The sequence below is a fragment of the Mesorhizobium sp. M6A.T.Cr.TU.016.01.1.1 genome, assembly GCF_003952585.1.
Lineage (GTDB): Bacteria > Pseudomonadota > Alphaproteobacteria > Rhizobiales > Rhizobiaceae > Mesorhizobium > Mesorhizobium mediterraneum.
The window spans coordinates 3,127,398-3,143,728 of sequence record NZ_CP034452.1; the positions used below are offsets into that span (position 1 = coordinate 3,127,398).

Genomic DNA, 16,331 nt, shown 5'->3' on the forward strand with positions numbered 1-16,331 from the left:
AAGAGCGACATAAAGCGGAAAAACCCGGATGGCATTTTTCCCGATGGTCTTGATATGGTCCGCCCCGCGGTCAAGTTCAAGCCGTCGAAAGCCCCGCCCAAAAAGACTCCCCAAACAAGGAATTGAAATGTCCCAATCCCGCAAGATCATCATCGACACGGATCCCGGCCAGGATGATGCCGTCGCCATATTGCTGGCGCTTGGCAGCGCCGAGCTGGAGATCGTCGGTATGACCGCCGTTGCCGGCAACGTGCCGCTGAGGCTCACCGAAAAGAATGCACGCAAGATCTGCGAACTGGCCGGCAGGCCTGACATCAAGGTCTATGCCGGCGCCATCCGGCCGCTGGCGCGCGAACTCGTCACCGCCGAGGAGGTGCATGGCGAGACCGGCCTCAACGGGCCGCAATTGCTCGAGCCGACAATGAAGCTGCAGGACCAGTATGCGGTCGATTTCATCGTCGAGACGCTGATGAAGGAAGAGAGCGGCGCGATCACGCTCTGCGCGCTCGGACCGCTCACCAACATCGCGCTGGCGCTGATCCGCGAGCCGAAGATCGCGCCGCGCATCAAGGAAATCGTGCTGATGGGCGGCGGCTTCTTCGAAGGCGGCAATGTCACCCCGACCGCCGAATTCAACATCTATGTCGACCCGCATGCCGCCGATGTCGTGTTCAAATCCGGCATCCCGATCGTCATGATGCCGCTCGACGTCACCCATAAGGCGCTGACCACGGCCAAGCGCACCCAGGCCTTTCGCAAGCTCGGCACAAGGGTCGGCACGGCCACGGCGGAGATGCTGGAATTCTTCGAGCGCTTCGACGAGGAGAAATACGGCACCGATGGCGGCCCGCTGCATGACCCTTGCGTCATCGCCTATCTGTTGAAGCCGGAACTGTTCGGGGGCCGCGACTGCAACGTCACCGTGGAAACCGCCTCCGAGCTTACCATGGGTATGACCGTGATCGACTGGTGGGGCGTGACCAAGCAGCCGAAGAACGCCATGGTGATGCGCGACATCGACCATGATGCGTTTTTCGCGCTGCTGCTGGAAAGGCTGGGGCGGCTTTAGGGCCGCTCACTCATTGAGCAATTGGTATGTTTCGGTGCCGGTCTCGCGATGCTGTCGCTCGATCGAAACTTCCGAACCAATCATATGGGGCCTCCCAACCTCACCATCGACAAATACCGGTGCATCGCGGTCGTAGAGACGGATTTCATATCTATAACGAAATCCCCGGCCGATCGAAAGTTTCGGATTTATAGGCGTCGTCCTAGTGCTTTGGACGACGCCTTTCACACGTTGGGTATCAACAATCGGGCTGTTCGGCCTTGTCAGAAACGGTATAGCGGCCATAAGAACGAGCGCGCAAAAGAAAGTTACGCCAACTATTTTGTCGCGAAACTCCTCTTGAAGTAGAAGCAGCCGATTTCTAAGAGAAAGCCTCGTTGGACCCATCCACTATATTTGGGTACAGTAAATGCCTTCTTCAATAGCATCTTTCTCCGAAAGGAAGGGTGGCGCTTACTTCGCCTTTGAAAACGCCAGCCACAGGCCGCTGCTCAACTTGTAAACCGGTAGGAGATCGAACCGTTGTCGCGCGTGACGCGTTCAATGCTGACGCGCGAGCCGATCAGGTGCGGACGATCGTCATCGATAAGAACCGGCGAACCGTTTTCGAGAAAAAGTACATAAACAGCGCCGCGTCCTTTGCCCCACTGAACACTTTTGATCGTAGCGTCGATCGGGTCAACCGACCGGATCGGGCTTGCGTCATTCGCCCATTTGTTCAGAGCCGACGGAACCATCACCGCGAACAAAGTGATGAGCAGGATTACGCCAAACGCGTTCCTTTTCAAATCCGCATAAGTCCACGGCATAGACATGAATCCCTCAGTGCAGATTCATGTGGTGGCACGAAGGCTGACTTTCAATCAGCCTTTTTGCTCCGGCGATATTACTGTTCGTGACGCCGGGCTCGCGGCTGTTACTTCGCCTTTGAAAATGCCAGCCACAGGCCGCCGCCGACCAGGAAGCTGCCGCTGATCCTCGACAGCAGCTTGACGCGGCCGGCCGAGAGCAGGCGTCCGGCACGACCGGCGGCCAGCGCGTAGGTCGAATCCGACACGGCGGCGAAGATCATGGCAGTGAGACCCATGACGCCGATCTGCAGCGCGTAATTGCCTTCAGGGGCGATGAACTGCGGAAAGAAGGCGCCGAAGAATACCAGCGTCTTGGGATTGCTGATCGCCACCAGCAGGCCCTGCAGGAAGAAGCCGCCGCGCGGTGTCTTCGCCGATCCGTCGGCGTTCAGCTTGCCCTTGGAGCGGAACATCTGCACGCCCATCCAGATCAGATAGGCGGCACCGATCAGCCTGACCCACTCGAACCAATGGCCCATGCCCGCGATCAGCGAAGTCAATCCGATGCCGACAATGGCGATCATGATGGCCAGCCCGGCCTGGGTGCCGGCGACGTTGGCGAGGCCGGCGCGGGAGCCGTGGCGGATGCTGTTGGCGATGATCAGCGTGACCGTCGGTCCAGGCACCAGGATAATGACGATGCAGGCAACGACATAGGTGGCGTAGAGTTCCAGCGACATGGTTTTCCTCGACAATATCCGGCTTGCGACGCGGCCGACCGTGATCAATGCATGACAGCAACGCCGGTGCAAGCCGGGAACATATGTCGTTGGCAGCCTTGACCTGGATTTAGGCCCCGGCCTGCCACGGCAGCGTCGTCTCATAGGCCGCTGCTGCTCTCAGCACGGCCATGTCGCCGCGCGGCCGCCCGATCAATTGCATGCCCATCGGCCTGCCTCTGGCATCGAAGCCCGCCGGTACGTTGACCGCAGGGCAGCCGCCCAGCGTGGCGAGCGCTGAAACCTGCATCCAGCGGTGATAGCTGTCCATGGCACGCCCGGCCACTTGTGTCGGCCAGTGGGTGGAGACTTCGAAGGGGAAGACCTGCGCGGTCGGCAGCGCAATGAGGTCGAAGCGGTCGAAGAGCGACAGCAGGGTTTTGTGCCACGACGAGCGCCTCACCGTGGCAGCGTGGATCTGCGGCGCCGTGAGGCGCAGCGCATGTTCCACCTCCCACACGGCCTCCGGCTTCAGAAGTCTGCGTTTCAGGGGATCGTCGTAATGCGCCTTGAGCGCACAACCGCCGCTCGCCTGGCGCAGCGTCACAAAGGCCTGCCATAGGGCTTCGAAGTCGAAATCCGGCACCAGCGCTTCGGTCTGAAAGGATATTTCGGCGAAGCGGCCGAGAGCGGCCTCGCAAAGATCAAGGATGCCGGGTTCAACCAGCAGATGGCCGCCAAGATCGCCGAACCAGGCGATGCGGCCGCCGGCCGCCGCCGTTTGCAGCCCTTCGAGGAACGAGCCGTGCTTGTGATGTGAGAGCGGCGCGCGAGGGTCGTAGCCGGCCTGCTCGTCTAGCAGCAGCGCCATGTCGCGCACGCTGCGGCCCATCGGCCCTTCGACGCCCATCTGTGCGTGAAAGACGTCGAGGTCCGGGCCCGCCGGGACCAGTCCTTGCGACGGGCGAAAGCCAAAGACATTGTTGTAAGCCGCCGGGTTGCGCAGCGAGCCGCCAAAGTCGCTGCCGTCGGCGACAGGCACCATGTCGAGCGCCAGCGCGACCGCCGCGCCGCCGCTCGAACCGCCGGCGGTCAAGGCCGGGTCGAAAGCGTTAAGCGTCGGGCCGAACACGGCGTTGTAGGTGTTGGAGCCAAGGCCGAATTCGGGAACGTTGGTCTTGCCGATGATGATGGCGCCGGCCTTGCGGACGCGTTCGACGAAGAAGTCATCCTCTTGCGGCACGAAATCGGCGAAGATCGGCGAGCCGAAGCTGGTCCTGAGGCCCTTGGTCTGTGCGAGATCCTTGATGGCAATCGGCAGGCCGAACAGGGGTCCGGTATGCCCTGCATGCGCCAGATGCGCGTCCGCCTGGTCGGCCTCGCGCAAGATGTCGGCACGGTCCCGCAGCGAGACGATGGCGTTGACCAGCGGGTTCACTGCTTCGATCCGGTCGAGGAATGCCGTCACCACCTCGCGCACGGACAGACGCCGGCGCCGGATCGCGGCGGCAAGGTCCACGGCGGACCGGCGGCAGATATCGCCGGCAGGCGGCGCGGCGTGTTTCGTGGCAGGACGCATGGCTCTCACCTAGCTGGCGGATTTTTGTAGCGCCGCGTCGACTTCCTTCGCCTGCGGGATCGACGGCTGGGCGCCGGGCTTCAGGCAAGCGAGCGAACCAGCGGCTGCAGCACGGGCGAGCGCCTGTTCGAGCAGCAGGCCGGACGACAGGCCGGCGGCGAAATAGCCGCAAAACGTGTCGCCGGCGCCGACCGTGTCGACCGGAGTGATCTTCAGCGCCGGAACCATCAGAAGATCGGCTGGCGTGGCAGCCAGAACGCCGTCACCGCCGAGCGTGACGACGATTGTGCGGCCGGTCTTCCCGGCGTAATCGCGCATCCGCGCCGGGCGATCGCGACCGCTCAGCGACAGCGCCTCGCCATAGAGATCGAATTCGGTTTCGTTGGCGACGACATAGTCGGCCTTGCCGAGGAAGGCGGTCGCCTCTGCACGGAAGGGTGCCGTGTTGAGCACGGTGATCGCGCCTGCCGCCCGTGCCGCGTCCAGTGCGGCATCGACGGTGTGCAGCGGGATCTCCTGCTGGAAGAGCACGACATCGCCCTTTTTCATGAAAGCCTTGGAAAGATCGCCCGTCACGACCGAATCATTGGCGCCCGGCACCACGGCAATGACGTTCTCGCCGTCGTCGGCGACCATGATCAATGCCGTGCCGGTCGAGGCGAATGTTTCACCGACACCGGACAGGTCGATCTTGCCCTCTCTTAACAGAGCCAGGGCTTCAGTGGCGAAGTTGTCCTTGCCGACCGCGCCGACCATGCGCACCTTGGCGCCGGCGCGTGCGGCAGCCAGCGCCTGGTTGGCGCCCTTGCCGCCGGGAGCGGTGGTGAATCCGGAACCCCGAACCGTCTCGCCAGGTGCGGGCAAGCGGTCGACATTGGCGATAAGGTCGAGGTTGATCGAGCCGACAACGATTATCAAGTGGTGCCTCCCTGCTGACTGCGCGGGAAGCTAGCCCGGAAGACAGCTGCTTTCCAGAGCGGGCAGTCATTTCGCGGGTTAACGAAAAACACCGGCGAAAGCGTCTCGCCGGTGTCGCAAGGTCTGTTCGGGTATCAGCGCACGAGGCCGTGAACTATTTCAAGGCGCGACCTGTCCCGCTTCCCAGCCAAGGATGGCGCGTTTGCGAGTCAGGCCCCAGTGGTAGCCGGTGAGCGCGCCGGACTTGCCGAGAGCCCGGTGACACGGCACCACAAACGACATCGGATTGGCGCCGACTGCGGCACCCACCGCCCGGCTGGCGCTCGGTGCGCCGATGCGGGCGGCGATCGAGGAATAGGTGCAGGCCTTGCCCATCGGGATGCGCAGCAGGGCTTCCCAGACGCGAACCTGGAAGTCGGTGCCGATCATGACGACGCGCAGCGGCTGGTCGGCGCGCCACAGCGCCGGATCGAAGATGCGCGCGGCATAGGGCGCGGTCGCAGCCATGTCCTCGACATAGTTTGCGTTCGGCCAGCGGCTGGACATGTCGGCGAAGGCCGCACGCTCGCCGCCGGCATCGTTGAAGGCGAGGCCGGCAAGCCCGCGGTCGGTGACCATGATCAGGGCGATGCCGAAGGGCGAGATATGATAGCCGTAGCGGATCGTCAGCCCGGCGCCGCGCGTCTTGTAGTCGCCCGGCGACATCGCCTCGTGGGTGACGAAAAGGTCGTGCAACCGTCCGGGACCTGACATGCCGACCTCGAAAGAAGCCTCGAGCAGCGGCATGCCGGAATCGAGCAGTTTGCGCGCATGGTCGAGCGTGACGGCCTGGAGGAAGGCCTTGGGCGACAGGCCGGCCCAGCGGGTGAAGAGCTTCTGCAGGCCGGTCGGCGTCTCGCCAACTTCCTCGGCCAGTATTTCGAGCGACGGCTGGTCGCGGTAGTCAAGGCTGATCTTCTCGATCGCGCGCCGAACAACTTCGTAGTCACCGCCTTCGGGTGTGATGTCTTTCTTCAGAATAGCTGTCTGTGCGTTCATGGGACTATCTCCTTGAGCGCGAATATCGTCCTTCGCGGCGCCGATCACCACCCGAAACTTGCCTTCTTTCCGCACATCCCCAGATAGAGTTGGCTTCGGGAAAGGAGCCGATGATGGCTGGCGAAAAGGTGCATCTCACCAAGGAGAAGGAGACGTTGCTGATTACCGTGTATGGCAAGGCGTTGGAGAGCCGGTCGCCGCAAGATCGGCGGGATGTTGAGGTGGCGGTTTTAACGCGCCTTCGCGGTCGCCAGTGCCCTTGAAAAAGCAGTGGCAAAGCTCTCCCGGTCGTCGGGATTGAGGAAGCCGCCGATCGGCACATTCTGACCTTGTGCTTCCACCGCCATCCTGGTGATGCCGATCTCGGCGTGCCGGGCGACCGAAAAACGCGCCCAGAATGGATTGAAGCGATGCGCTTCCGATTTGCCTGACGGCGCCGTCTTGCGGATATCGAGACTGGTGCGTGAGACCGACACCTCCTCGCGGGCGCGGGCGGCACGATAATTGGCGCGAAAGGCGATGTAGACGGCGAGGACGTCGAGACCGAGGAAGCCGAACACCGGCCAGGCGCCGCGCGACAGGAAAAACGCTCCGGTGACCAACGAGCCGAACAGCAGAGCGCCCATCAGGATGGCAAAGCCGGTTTTGCCGAGCGACCGATGCGGTATCAGCAACGCCTCGAAGAATGGCTCGTCGGCCTGAAATGAGGCGTTTGTGTCGCTCATGGCGGGATATTATAGGAAGGGGATGACGAACCCCAAGTCCAAAAACTCCTCCACGCTCGAAAATCAACTGCCCCCCGGCCGACGCGACGGCTCGAACGCCAAGCCGCGTGCCCGGCCGGTGCGGTCCCATTCGCTTTACAGCCCGGCCGAGGTGCACGAGATTTTCCGACGCTTTTCCGTTCAGCGGCCCGAGCCGAAGGGCGAGCTCGAACACATCAACGCCTTCACGCTGCTGGTGGCGGTGGTGCTTTCGGCACAGGCGACCGATGTCGGCGTCAACAAGGCGACGCGGGCGCTGTTCAAGGTCGCCGACACGCCGCAAAAGATGCTGGCGCTCGGCGAGGCCAAGGTCGGCGATTATATCCGCACCATTGGGCTTTGGCGCAACAAGGCCAAGAACGTCATTGCGCTGTCGGAAGCGCTGATCCGCGACCATCACGGCGAGGTGCCTGACGACCGCGACCAACTGGTCAAGCTGCCGGGCGTCGGCCGCAAGACCGCCAACGTCGTGCTCAACATGGCCTTCGGCCAGCATACGATGGCGGTGGATACGCATATCCTGCGCATCGGCAACCGGCTCGGGCTGGCGCCCGGCAAGACGCCGGAACAGGTCGAGCAGGGGCTGTTGAGGATCATCCCGGACGAATACATGCGCCACGCGCATCACTGGCTGATCCTGCATGGCCGCTATGTCTGCAAGGCGCGCAAGCCGGATTGTCCGGTCTGTGTCATCGCCGACATCTGCAAGGCCGAGGAAAAGACGACCGATGTGCCGGCGCCGCTGGTCGAGATCGCCCCACTCGAACCGGTAGGCGAAATTCAGTAGCCGTAGCCGCGCGCCATCGCCGCCGCGAAGACCGGGATCAGCAGGAAGATGAACGCTTCGGCGCGGACATAAGTTCGAACGGATGCAAGTTGCGCAGCAGGCACCTGGAAGCCGGGGCTGGCCGAGGCCTGCCTGCTCCAGGAGCCGAAGCGGACCGTCGGGACGATCGACAACAGGCCGACGATGACGAAGGTCGCCATCTTTGCCCAGAACACCCAGTTGTAGACGTAAAACTCCCAACCCTTCAGGCCGTAGATGACGCGGGCGATACCGACGATGATGATCAGCATGGCGATGATGCCATAGTGGCGATCGATGCCGACAAGCCGCCGGAGCGTCGCGGCGGGCAGATCGCCGCGGATCAGGACAAATTCGGCGCCGATGATGCCTGCCAGTGAAAACACCAGCAGATGATGAAAGATGGCAAGCAGAAGGTCGGTGGTATCCATGCCCTTTTCCCTCCGTCGGATGGCACAGCGGACGCTGAATCAGCTGCTGGTGAAAAGTAGCACCGCTGGGCAGGATTCACATTGGGCTGGAAGATGATCTGCACAGGCTTTGGCTCTTGTTTGGTGCAGGCGATTTGGATCTCTGTCGCATGTCGTTATCCCCAAAACCGCCGAGCAGTCTTGGGCGACATGCACTAAGCACACAGGCAACCGCAACCGAAGGCATGACACATGGGTAATCCACAGGCGCTCGTCGCTCCCGTCATTGAAACCCCGCGCACCGTGCTGCGGCCGCACCGGCTCGATGATTTCGACGCCTATGTCGCCATGTGGGCCGATCCGGCCGTCACCCGCTTCATTGGCGGCAAGCCGCGCACGCGGGAGGAAAGCTGGATGCGCTTCCTGCGTCATGCCGGCCTGTGGTCGCTGCTGGGCTACGGCTTCTGGGCGATTGAGGACAAGGCGACCGGCCGCTTCATCGGCGAGGCCGGCTTTCACGATCTGAAGCGCGATATCGTGCCGTCGATCGAAGGCGTTCCGGAAGCCGGTTGGGCACTGGTCTCCAGCGCACACGGCCAAGGGTTCGCCAGCGAAGTCGTCGGACGGGTTCTCGCCTGGGGCGACGAGGCATTCGGGCGCGCAAGGACTGTCTGCATCATCGATCCGGAAAACACCGGTTCGCTGAACGTCGCGGCAAAATGCGGCTACAGGGAGGTGTTGCGGACCATTTATCACGACAATGCGACGATACTGCTGGAACGGCAGTGTTGAGAGTGCTGCCTGTCATTCCGTGGTTGCGGTCAGGTCGAATCGAGGCTTTCTACGCCTTTCGCTTCAGCACCGGGCCTTCCACTTCGGCCTTGCGGGCAGCCTGTTCGAGCATTGAGGCGTCTTCGCCGAAAGCGCGGGTGGCGCGCGCGGCCGCCTCGAGCAAAGGTTTTTTCATGCGCTGGAGAAAGGCCGCGTCGACGCGCGTGCTCGGGCCGGAAAGCGTCAATGCACCGAGCAAGGTATGCCCTGGCCCGAACACCGGTGCCGAGACGCCCGCCGTCTCGGGGTCGCGATCGCCGACCGACAAACAGTGGTAGGTCTTGCGGATCGTCTCGTAAGGCTCGTCCTGCTGACCGGAAAACGCCGCGAGGACACGGCCGCCCGAACCGGCCAGCAAGGGCAGCACGTCGCCCTCCCGTATGGTGTAGCGGATGGGATGCTTGGACTCGATGCGGTAGAGACAGGTCCGCACGTCGCCCGAGCGGACATAGAAAGCGACGCTTTCCCAACTTCGCTCGGCCAGATCGCGCATGATCGGCAGCAGGATGTCGATCGCCACGACCGAACGCTGGTATAGGGCGCCCAGCCGGAAGGCGGCAGGGCCAACACGGTAGCGGCCGTCGTCGAGACGCTCCAACAACTGCCCGCGCAGCAACGATTTCGCCAACCTCAGGATGGTGCTCTTATAGAGGCCTGTCCGCGCCGCGATTTCGGCTAGGCTGAGCGACCGGTCGGCGGTGGCGAAAGCATCGAGGATGGCAATCGCACGATCGAGCGCGGCAACGCCGGCGGTCGAGGCAGGCTTGGATTGTGTTACGGTCATCTGCTTGACCACGTCGTTCCGTTCCCCCGTTTGGACAGAAGGGCCGATCGGGACAATTGTGCCGCACGTAATCAGTTCTGTCTAGTAGAACGCCGTTCCTGTTGACAGAACTAGGCAAAGACTGCATGAATTTTTGTCGAGCGGGTCTGAATTCAGGCTACGTTGCTGGCAGGCACCGGAGGAGGTGTCGTGATTGGAGGAATCCCCATGCTGAACAGACGCAGATTTTTAATGAGCACCGCTGCTGCCGGCGCCGCCGGTTTCGCGGCGTTGCATCTCTCGCCCGCTTTCGCGCAGGATGCACCGCAGATCCAGATCTTCGTGCCGGCAGCCCCCGGCGGCGGCTGGGACCAGACGGCGCGCACGATGGACCAGGTGCTGCGCAGTGAGAAGCTGATCTCCGGTTCGCAGATCACCAATGTCGGCGGCGCCGGCGGCACGGTCGGCCTTCCGCAGTTCATCAGCCAGTGGAACGGCAAGGGCAATTCGCTGATGGTTGCCGGCATGGTCATGGTTGGCGCCATCATCGCCAACAAATCGGCCAATAATCTCACCGAAGTCACGCCGATCGCCCGCCTCACCGGCGAGTTCGAGGCGCTTGTGGTGCCGGCGGCCTCGCCGTTCAAGACAGCAGCGGATTTCGTCGCCGCCCTCAAAGCCGATCCGACCAAGGTCCCGGTGGCTGGCGGTTCGGCCGGCGGCTCGGACCACATATTGTTCGGCCTTATCGCGAAGACGGCCGGTGTTCCGGCAGCCAACCTCTCCTATGTGCCGTTCGCCGGCGGCGGCGAGGCGCTGTCGGCGCTTCTCGGCAACCAGGTCGCGGCCGGTATCTCCGGCTATGGTGAGTTCTCCGAACAGGTCAAGGCAGGCGCGCTTCGGCTGCTCGCCATTTCCGCGGACAAGCCACAGGAAGGCATCGACGCACCGACGCTGAAGGAAGCCGGCATCGATGTCGAACTGTTCAACTGGCGCGGCGTCTTCGCACCGCCGGGCGTTTCCGACGCCGATAAGGCGGCGATGATCACGCTGGTCGAGACCATGGCCAAAAGCGATGCCTGGGCCACCGAATGCAAGAACCGCAACTGGACGCAAATCCTGCTCACCGGCGACGACTATGCGAAATTTCTCGCCGAAGACACGACCAGGATCGCGGCCATCCTCAAGGACCTCGGCCTTGCCTGATACCCTCGGAAGGGGGTGGCCTGCGTCGCCCCTTTCCGATGTTCGCCAGCCGCATGGACATACGATCCAGCGCGGGTGAAACTGCGGTGAGGTCGGCTGTGGGAGACCGGCTATCCAGGGAGGACGATCATGAGCACCAGCGACCAGCAGGCGGCGCGGCCGCGCCTTGCCGCGCCCGAATTGCTGATCGGCATCGGGCTTCTCGCTTGCGCCGGCGCGGTAGCCTGGCAGACGCTATCGATTCCTGTGTCGCCGCTCTACTCCAAGGTCGGCCCGACCGTCTTTCCCTACATCACCATGGTTGGCATGACGATCCTCTCCCTCTTGCTGATTGTCGCCGCCCTGCGGGGCGGCTGGCAACCGGACGAAGAAAAGGAAACGCCGACCGACTGGAAGGCGATGGGCATCGTCGCCGTCGGGCTGGTCGCGAACCTTGTGCTGATCCAGCCGCTTGGCTTTACCGCGGCCTCGGTGATCATGTTCGTTCTCATCTGCCATGGGTTCGGCAGCAGACATCCGCTGCGTGATGTGATGCTCGGCCTTATCCTGGCGCTTGCCGCCTATTTCGGCTTCGCCAGGGCTCTCGGCGTCAATATCGGCGCCGGCTTCATCGAGAACCAGCTGAACACGGTTCTCGATTCGGCTATCCGTTTGTTGAGGGCGTGACGCCATGGAAACGCTTGGCCATCTCGCGCATGGATTTTCGGTCGCTTTTACGCCGGTCAATCTCATGTGGTGCCTGCTCGGCACGACGCTGGGGACCGCGATCGGCGTGCTGCCCGGCCTCGGACCGGCGCTGACCATCGCCCTGCTTTTGCCGATCACCTATCAGGTGGCGCCGGAAGCGTCCTTCATCCTGTTTGCCGGCATCTATTACGGCGCCATGTATGGCGGTTCGACGACATCGATCCTGCTCAACACGCCGGGCGAAAGTGCTACCATCGTCACCGCGCTGGAAGGCAACAGGATGGCCCGTTCCGGCCGCGGCGGCGCGGCGCTTGCCACCTCGGCGATCGGCTCCTTCGTCGCCGGCACGCTCGGCACGCTGGGCGTCGCCTTCCTGGCCCCGGTCGTGGTCAAATTCGCGCTGTCTTTCGGCCCGGCCGAATATTTTTCGCTGATGGTGCTGGCGTTCATCACGGTTTCGGCGGTGCTCGGCTCGTCGTCGGTGCGTGGCCTCACGAGCCTGTTCGTCGGCTTCGTCATCGGCCTAGTCGGCGTCGACCTGCAGACCGGCCAGCCGCGCTTCACCTTCGGCATGAGCCAGTTGCTCGACGGCGTCGACGTGATCGTCGTCGCCGTCGGCCTCTTTGCGGTCGGCGAGACGCTCTACATGGCCTCGCGCCGCTATGCCGGCAAGGACGAGATCGTGCCGCTGAGGGGATCGCTCTACATGACCGCCGCCGAATGGGCACGCTCGTGGAAGGCTTGGCTGCGCGGCACCCTGCTCGGTTTCCCGATCGGCGCCTTGCCGGCCGGCGGCGCCGAGATCCCGACGTTCCTGTCCTATGCGATCGAGAAGAAGCTCTCCAAACACAAGGAGGAGTTCGGCACGGTCGGCGCCATCGAAGGCGTTGCCGGACCGGAAGCCGCCAACAACGCATCGGCTGCCGGCGTGCTGGTGCCGATGCTGACGCTCGGCCTGCCGACCTCGGCGACGGCCGCGATCATGCTGTCGGCCTTCCAGAGCTATGGCATCAATCCCGGGCCGATGCTGTTCATGACGCAGGCCAATCTGGTCTGGGGGCTGATCGCCAGCCTGTTCATCGCCAATGTCATCCTCGTCATCCTCAACCTGCCGCTGATCGGTCTGTGGGTGCGGCTGCTGAAAATCCCGGCGCCGCAGCTCTATGCCGGCATCCTGGTGTTCGCCACGGTCGGCACCTACGGCATTTCTCAGTCGCCGACCGACCTCGTCATCCTCTATCTGCTCGGCGGGGCCGGATTCCTGATGCGGCGCTTCGATTTCCCGACGGCGCCGGTCATCATCGGCATGATCCTCTGGCCGCTCGCCGAAGCGCAGTTCCGCCGGGCGATGACCATCTCGAATGGCGACTGGTCGGTGTTCTACAAGCATCCGCTGTCGCTGACACTGCTGACGCTGGCGTTCATCGGGCTGATTGGGCCGCATATCTGGGCCTACGTCGAGCGCAGGCGCACGCGTGGGCCGGAGCATGTGCCGGGCGATGCCTGACCTGTTTGTGACATCATGACCGATCTGCTGTCCGGTGTCCGCGTCCTCGACCTGACCAATGTTCTGGCAGGTCCTTACTGCGCCTATCAGCTCGCGCTACTCGGGGCGGACGTGATCAAGGTCGAGGCGCCGCAAGGCGGCGATCTGGCGCGCCAGCTCGGCGGCTCGCCGGAACTCAACAGTGCCGGAATGGGCGCTTCGTTCCTGGCGCAGAACGCGGGCAAACGATCGGTGGTGCTTGATCTCAAAAAAGAGGCCGATCGCGAACGCTTCCTCGATCTGGTCGCCTCCGCCGACGCTCTGGTCGAGAATTTCCGCCCCGGCGTGATGGACCGGCTGGGGCTTGGCTACAAGAAGCTGAAAGAGGTCCGCCCCAGCCTGGTATATTGCGCGATTTCGGGTTTTGGACAGACCGGGCCGATGCGCGACAATCCGGCCTACGACCAGATCATACAGGGACTGTCCGGCATCATGAGTATCACCGGCACGCCGGAGACCGCGCCGCTGCGTGTCGGCTATCCCGTTGCCGACACGTTGGGCGGGCTGGTTGGTGCCTTTGCCATCACTGCTGCACTTGTGAAGCAGAAGACGACAGGCGAAGGCGCTTTTCTCGACGTGTCGATGCTCGAATGCACGCTTTCCGCACTGGGCTGGCCGGTCTCCAACTATCTGACGGCTGATGTCGAGCCGCAGCCGATGGGCAATGAGAACATGACGGCGGCACCTTCTGGAACGTTTCGCACCGGCGATGGCTTGCTCAACATCGCTGCCAACAAGCAGGAGCAATTCGTGGCGCTCTGCCGGCTGATCGGGCTGCCCGATCTGGCGTCGGACCCGCGCTTTGCCGAGCGCGAGACGCGCAAGCGCAACCGCATCGCCTTGAAGGCGCTGATCGAGGATGCCCTGGCGAGCGGCTCGGCCGCGGCCTGGGAGGAGACGCTCAATCGCGAAGGCGTGCCGGCGGGCAGGGTGCTGACGATCCCGCAGGTGCTGGCGGAGCAGCAAGTGATCGGGCGCGACATGACCACCCGTTTCGATGGCATGCCGAACATCGACCGGCCGCTGACCGTCGTGCGCGGCGGGTTCATGGTCGATGGCACAGCACCCTTGCCGACCAAGCCGCCGCCAACGCTGGGCGAGCATACGGACGAGGTGTTTGCCGGCTTGCCGCCCCGGGCAAAAACGAGAGCGCGGGCATGAGCGACGCGAGACCATGAGCAACGTTGGGAAAAAAACCGGCCGCGAGCGCGGCGAGGAATGGTGGCAGACCGATATCATCGAAATGCGCCCCGGCGTGATTCGGCTGCGCGGCTACGAGATCCAGGATCTGATCGGCCGCGTCAGCTTTCCGGCGATGATCTGGCTGATGCTGCGCGGCGAACTGCCTGGTGAGGAGCAGGCGGCGCTGCTCGGCGTCGCGCTCGGTGCCGCCGTCGACCACGGCCCGCAGGCGCCGTCGATCGCCATTGCCCGGATGGCGGCTACCTGCGGCGTCGGCATCAATAGCGCCATGGCCTCAGCCATCAACGTCCTTGGCGACGTGCATGGCGGCGCTGGCGAGCAGGCGCTTGCCTTCTACGGCGACATCGCCGCGGCACTGGACGGAGGCATGACGCTTGCCGATGCTGTCACGGCGCGGCTTGATCGCTTCTTTGCCGAAGAAAAATCCTATGTGCCGGGGCTTGGCCATCGCTTCCATCCGGTCGATCCGCGGGCGCCGCGCCTCATCGAGTTGACCCGAGATTTTGCCGCGCGCGGCATCATCAGCGGACGTTTCGCCGACATCGCCGAGGCTGTTGAGGCCGAGGTCGCGCGGCGCAAGGGCAAGAAAATCCCGCTCAACATCGACGGCGCCACCGCCGTCATCTATGGCGAGCTCGGCTTTCCGCCGCCGCTGACGCGCGGCCTTTTCGTGCTGTCGCGCTCGGTCGGCATTCTGGCGCATGCGTGGGAGCAGTCGCAGCAGAGCGACCGCAACAAGGGGCCGCTGCCGCGCGAATGGTTGTGGGCCTATGCCGGCACGCCGGTCCGGCCTTTCCCTCAGGGAGACGACGATTCCAAATGAGGCCCCGGTTCAAGCGGGCGCAGGTTGGGGAACCTTCAAGTTCTTCAGCAGCGTTGAAAGGTCGGGCTCGTCGATAAGCACTGCTGCGTCTTCCGGCGTCAGCCATGCTCGCTGCCGTCTGTTGGCTTCCTGCCAGTTGGGCAGCTCCTCGGTCACCGCCAGCAGATAGACGGTGACGTCGACGCGAACGAAGCGGTTTGTCAGCCGCTTCCAGTAGGAATAGGTGCCGGCCGGCTGCTTCAGCGTCTTGCCGAGGACGCCGGCTTCCTCCTGCGCTTCGATGGTGGCGGCCTTGCGCCCACTCTTGCCCTTCATCGGCCAGCCCTTGGGCACGATAAAGCGCCTTGTCGATATCGAGGTGACCAGCATCACCTCAACGTCCCCGTGTTCGCTCAGCCGAAAAGGAATAGCCGCGACCTGACGGACCCGCTCCCCCTTCCTTGCCTTGCGTACGGCCTTCTTCTTGGTGGCTGCCATTCCCGACGATCCAATCAGGGCAGTGCCCAAGCACAAAGGCACGTTGCGAAATCAAAACCGCCTTCGATGCTACTTCAAGTAGAGCGGTGTTCAAGGCTATAAGTCGGCTAAATAAATGAAAAGTACCGGCTCATCAGCGGCAGGTGCTGATAAAGCGGCTGCCCGACCGTCGCAACTGGCACGTAGGCTGCATCTGCTGCACATCTGGCCGTTGCGGCGCGACCTCGCGATCCTGGGCACGGAACTGCTGTTGCTGCTGCTGATATTGCTGGCGCCGCAGCCTGTTCTCGAGCACCTGCAATTCGTTTTGCCGGACCAGCGCGTTGCGGTCGGCGGGGTTGAGGACCTGTGCCAAGGCGGCCGGACTTGCGCCCGGCAAGATCGCTGTTGCCAGCAATGCCGACGTGAAAATCGTTGAAAGACGAGACTGCGACATCCGTTCATTCCCGCGCGGAGGAGACACCCTCCTAATATAGGATGTCTGCGTGGCGATGCCATCGCCAAGGCCCCGATCGTAGTGGAATCGATGCGCCTGCCGCCAGGACATTATATTCGTAATCTCTAATATTTCGGCAGGCCGATTGAAGCATTGCCGTCATATGACGACTATGAAACGTCAGACGTTTTGGCCAGTGTCCTTCACGCAACACTTCGATTCCATCAAGCGCAAGTTCAACAATTCGAATTCCATTGGGCAGAAGT

General features: G+C 63.0%; 18 protein-coding genes. 8 read left to right on the forward strand and 10 right to left on the reverse strand.

Annotated features, from left to right (window positions below; all coding sequences use genetic code 11):
* Nucleotides 1-127: 127 nt before the first annotated feature.
* Nucleotides 128-1,069, forward strand: coding sequence for a nucleoside hydrolase (locus EJ075_RS15110; protein WP_126104885.1), 942 nt, complete (start codon nt 128-130; stop codon nt 1,067-1,069).
* A gap of 491 nt (nt 1,070-1,560) precedes the next feature.
* On the opposite strand, the gene EJ075_RS15120 is transcribed toward EJ075_RS15110, so the two are convergent.
* From EJ075_RS15120 to EJ075_RS15150, 6 genes are all read right to left on the reverse strand, one after another.
* Entirely contained in the window at nt 1,561-1,878 is a 318-nt protein-coding gene (locus EJ075_RS15120; RefSeq protein ID WP_245458157.1) for a hypothetical protein, read from the reverse strand.
* Between the two features lie 107 nt (nt 1,879-1,985).
* Nucleotides 1,986-2,600, reverse strand: coding sequence for a LysE family translocator (locus EJ075_RS15125; protein WP_126104888.1), 615 nt, complete (start codon nt 2,598-2,600; stop codon nt 1,986-1,988).
* Between the two features lie 109 nt (nt 2,601-2,709).
* Nucleotides 2,710-4,158, reverse strand: coding sequence for an amidase (locus tag EJ075_RS15130; RefSeq protein ID WP_126104889.1), 1,449 nt, complete (start codon nt 4,156-4,158; stop codon nt 2,710-2,712).
* Between the two features lie 9 nt (nt 4,159-4,167).
* Entirely contained in the window at nt 4,168-5,076 is a 909-nt protein-coding gene (locus EJ075_RS15135; RefSeq protein ID WP_126104890.1) for a ribokinase, read from the reverse strand.
* Between the two features lie 159 nt (nt 5,077-5,235).
* The gene (locus EJ075_RS15140) at nt 5,236-6,114 is read right to left on the reverse strand and encodes a methylated-DNA--[protein]-cysteine S-methyltransferase (protein ID WP_126104891.1); all 879 of its coding nucleotides are present in this window, start codon (nt 6,112-6,114) and stop codon (nt 5,236-5,238) included.
* Between the two features lie 230 nt (nt 6,115-6,344).
* Nucleotides 6,345-6,839: a DUF2244 domain-containing protein gene (locus tag EJ075_RS15150; protein ID WP_126104892.1), complete on the reverse strand. Its 495-nt coding sequence runs from the start codon at nt 6,837-6,839 to the stop codon at nt 6,345-6,347.
* A 22-nt stretch (nt 6,840-6,861) separates the two neighbouring features.
* Here EJ075_RS15150 and nth point away from each other — a divergent pair, with 22 nt between their 5' ends.
* The gene (gene nth, locus EJ075_RS15155; protein ID WP_126104893.1) at nt 6,862-7,665 is read left to right on the forward strand and encodes an endonuclease III; all 804 of its coding nucleotides are present in this window, start codon (nt 6,862-6,864) and stop codon (nt 7,663-7,665) included.
* Here the strand turns inward: nth and EJ075_RS15160 are convergent.
* Nucleotides 7,659-8,114, reverse strand: coding sequence for a DUF2214 family protein (locus tag EJ075_RS15160; RefSeq protein ID WP_095488419.1), 456 nt, complete (start codon nt 8,112-8,114; stop codon nt 7,659-7,661). The two genes, nth and EJ075_RS15160, sit on opposite strands and share 7 nt — an antisense overlap.
* Before the next feature lie 231 nt (nt 8,115-8,345).
* On the opposite strand from EJ075_RS15160, the gene EJ075_RS15165 reads away from it, so the two are divergent.
* Nucleotides 8,346-8,885, forward strand: coding sequence for a GNAT family N-acetyltransferase (locus tag EJ075_RS15165; RefSeq protein ID WP_126104894.1), 540 nt, complete (start codon nt 8,346-8,348; stop codon nt 8,883-8,885).
* A 49-nt stretch (nt 8,886-8,934) separates the two neighbouring features.
* Here the strand turns inward: EJ075_RS15165 and EJ075_RS15170 are convergent, their stop codons facing one another.
* Nucleotides 8,935-9,708, reverse strand: a complete 774-nt coding sequence (locus tag EJ075_RS15170) for an IclR family transcriptional regulator (protein ID WP_126104895.1) — start codon at nt 9,706-9,708, stop codon at nt 8,935-8,937.
* A 207-nt stretch (nt 9,709-9,915) separates the two neighbouring features.
* Between EJ075_RS15170 and EJ075_RS15175 the strand changes: the two genes are divergently transcribed.
* The 5 genes from EJ075_RS15175 (at nt 9,916) to EJ075_RS15195 (ending at nt 15,152) form a co-directional block, all read left to right on the forward strand.
* Complete coding sequence (locus tag EJ075_RS15175) at nt 9,916-10,893, forward strand: tripartite tricarboxylate transporter substrate-binding protein (protein WP_095488421.1); 978 nt, start codon at nt 9,916-9,918, stop codon at nt 10,891-10,893.
* A gap of 129 nt (nt 10,894-11,022) precedes the next feature.
* Nucleotides 11,023-11,559: a tripartite tricarboxylate transporter TctB family protein gene (locus tag EJ075_RS15180; protein WP_126104896.1), complete on the forward strand. Its 537-nt coding sequence runs from the start codon at nt 11,023-11,025 to the stop codon at nt 11,557-11,559.
* A 4-nt stretch (nt 11,560-11,563) separates the two neighbouring features.
* The gene (locus EJ075_RS15185) at nt 11,564-13,087 is read left to right on the forward strand and encodes a tripartite tricarboxylate transporter permease (protein ID WP_126104897.1); all 1,524 of its coding nucleotides are present in this window, start codon (nt 11,564-11,566) and stop codon (nt 13,085-13,087) included.
* A gap of 15 nt (nt 13,088-13,102) precedes the next feature.
* Nucleotides 13,103-14,287, forward strand: coding sequence for a CoA transferase (locus EJ075_RS15190; RefSeq protein ID WP_126104898.1), 1,185 nt, complete (start codon nt 13,103-13,105; stop codon nt 14,285-14,287).
* Nucleotides 14,288-14,300: 13 nt separating this feature from the next.
* Nucleotides 14,301-15,152 (forward strand): citryl-CoA lyase, encoded by an 852-nt coding sequence (locus tag EJ075_RS15195; RefSeq protein WP_126104899.1) that lies wholly within the window; start codon nt 14,301-14,303, stop codon nt 15,150-15,152.
* A gap of 9 nt (nt 15,153-15,161) precedes the next feature.
* Here the strand turns inward: EJ075_RS15195 and EJ075_RS15200 are convergent, their stop codons facing one another.
* Together EJ075_RS15200 and EJ075_RS15205 are read right to left on the reverse strand one after the other, a co-directional pair.
* Nucleotides 15,162-15,629 (reverse strand): NUDIX hydrolase, encoded by a 468-nt coding sequence (locus EJ075_RS15200; protein ID WP_126104900.1) that lies wholly within the window; start codon nt 15,627-15,629, stop codon nt 15,162-15,164.
* Nucleotides 15,630-15,762: 133 nt separating this feature from the next.
* A complete protein-coding gene (locus EJ075_RS15205) occupies nt 15,763-16,176 on the reverse strand; it encodes a hypothetical protein (protein ID WP_337124228.1) in 414 nt (137 codons plus the stop codon).
* Nucleotides 16,177-16,331: the final 155 nt, after the last annotated feature.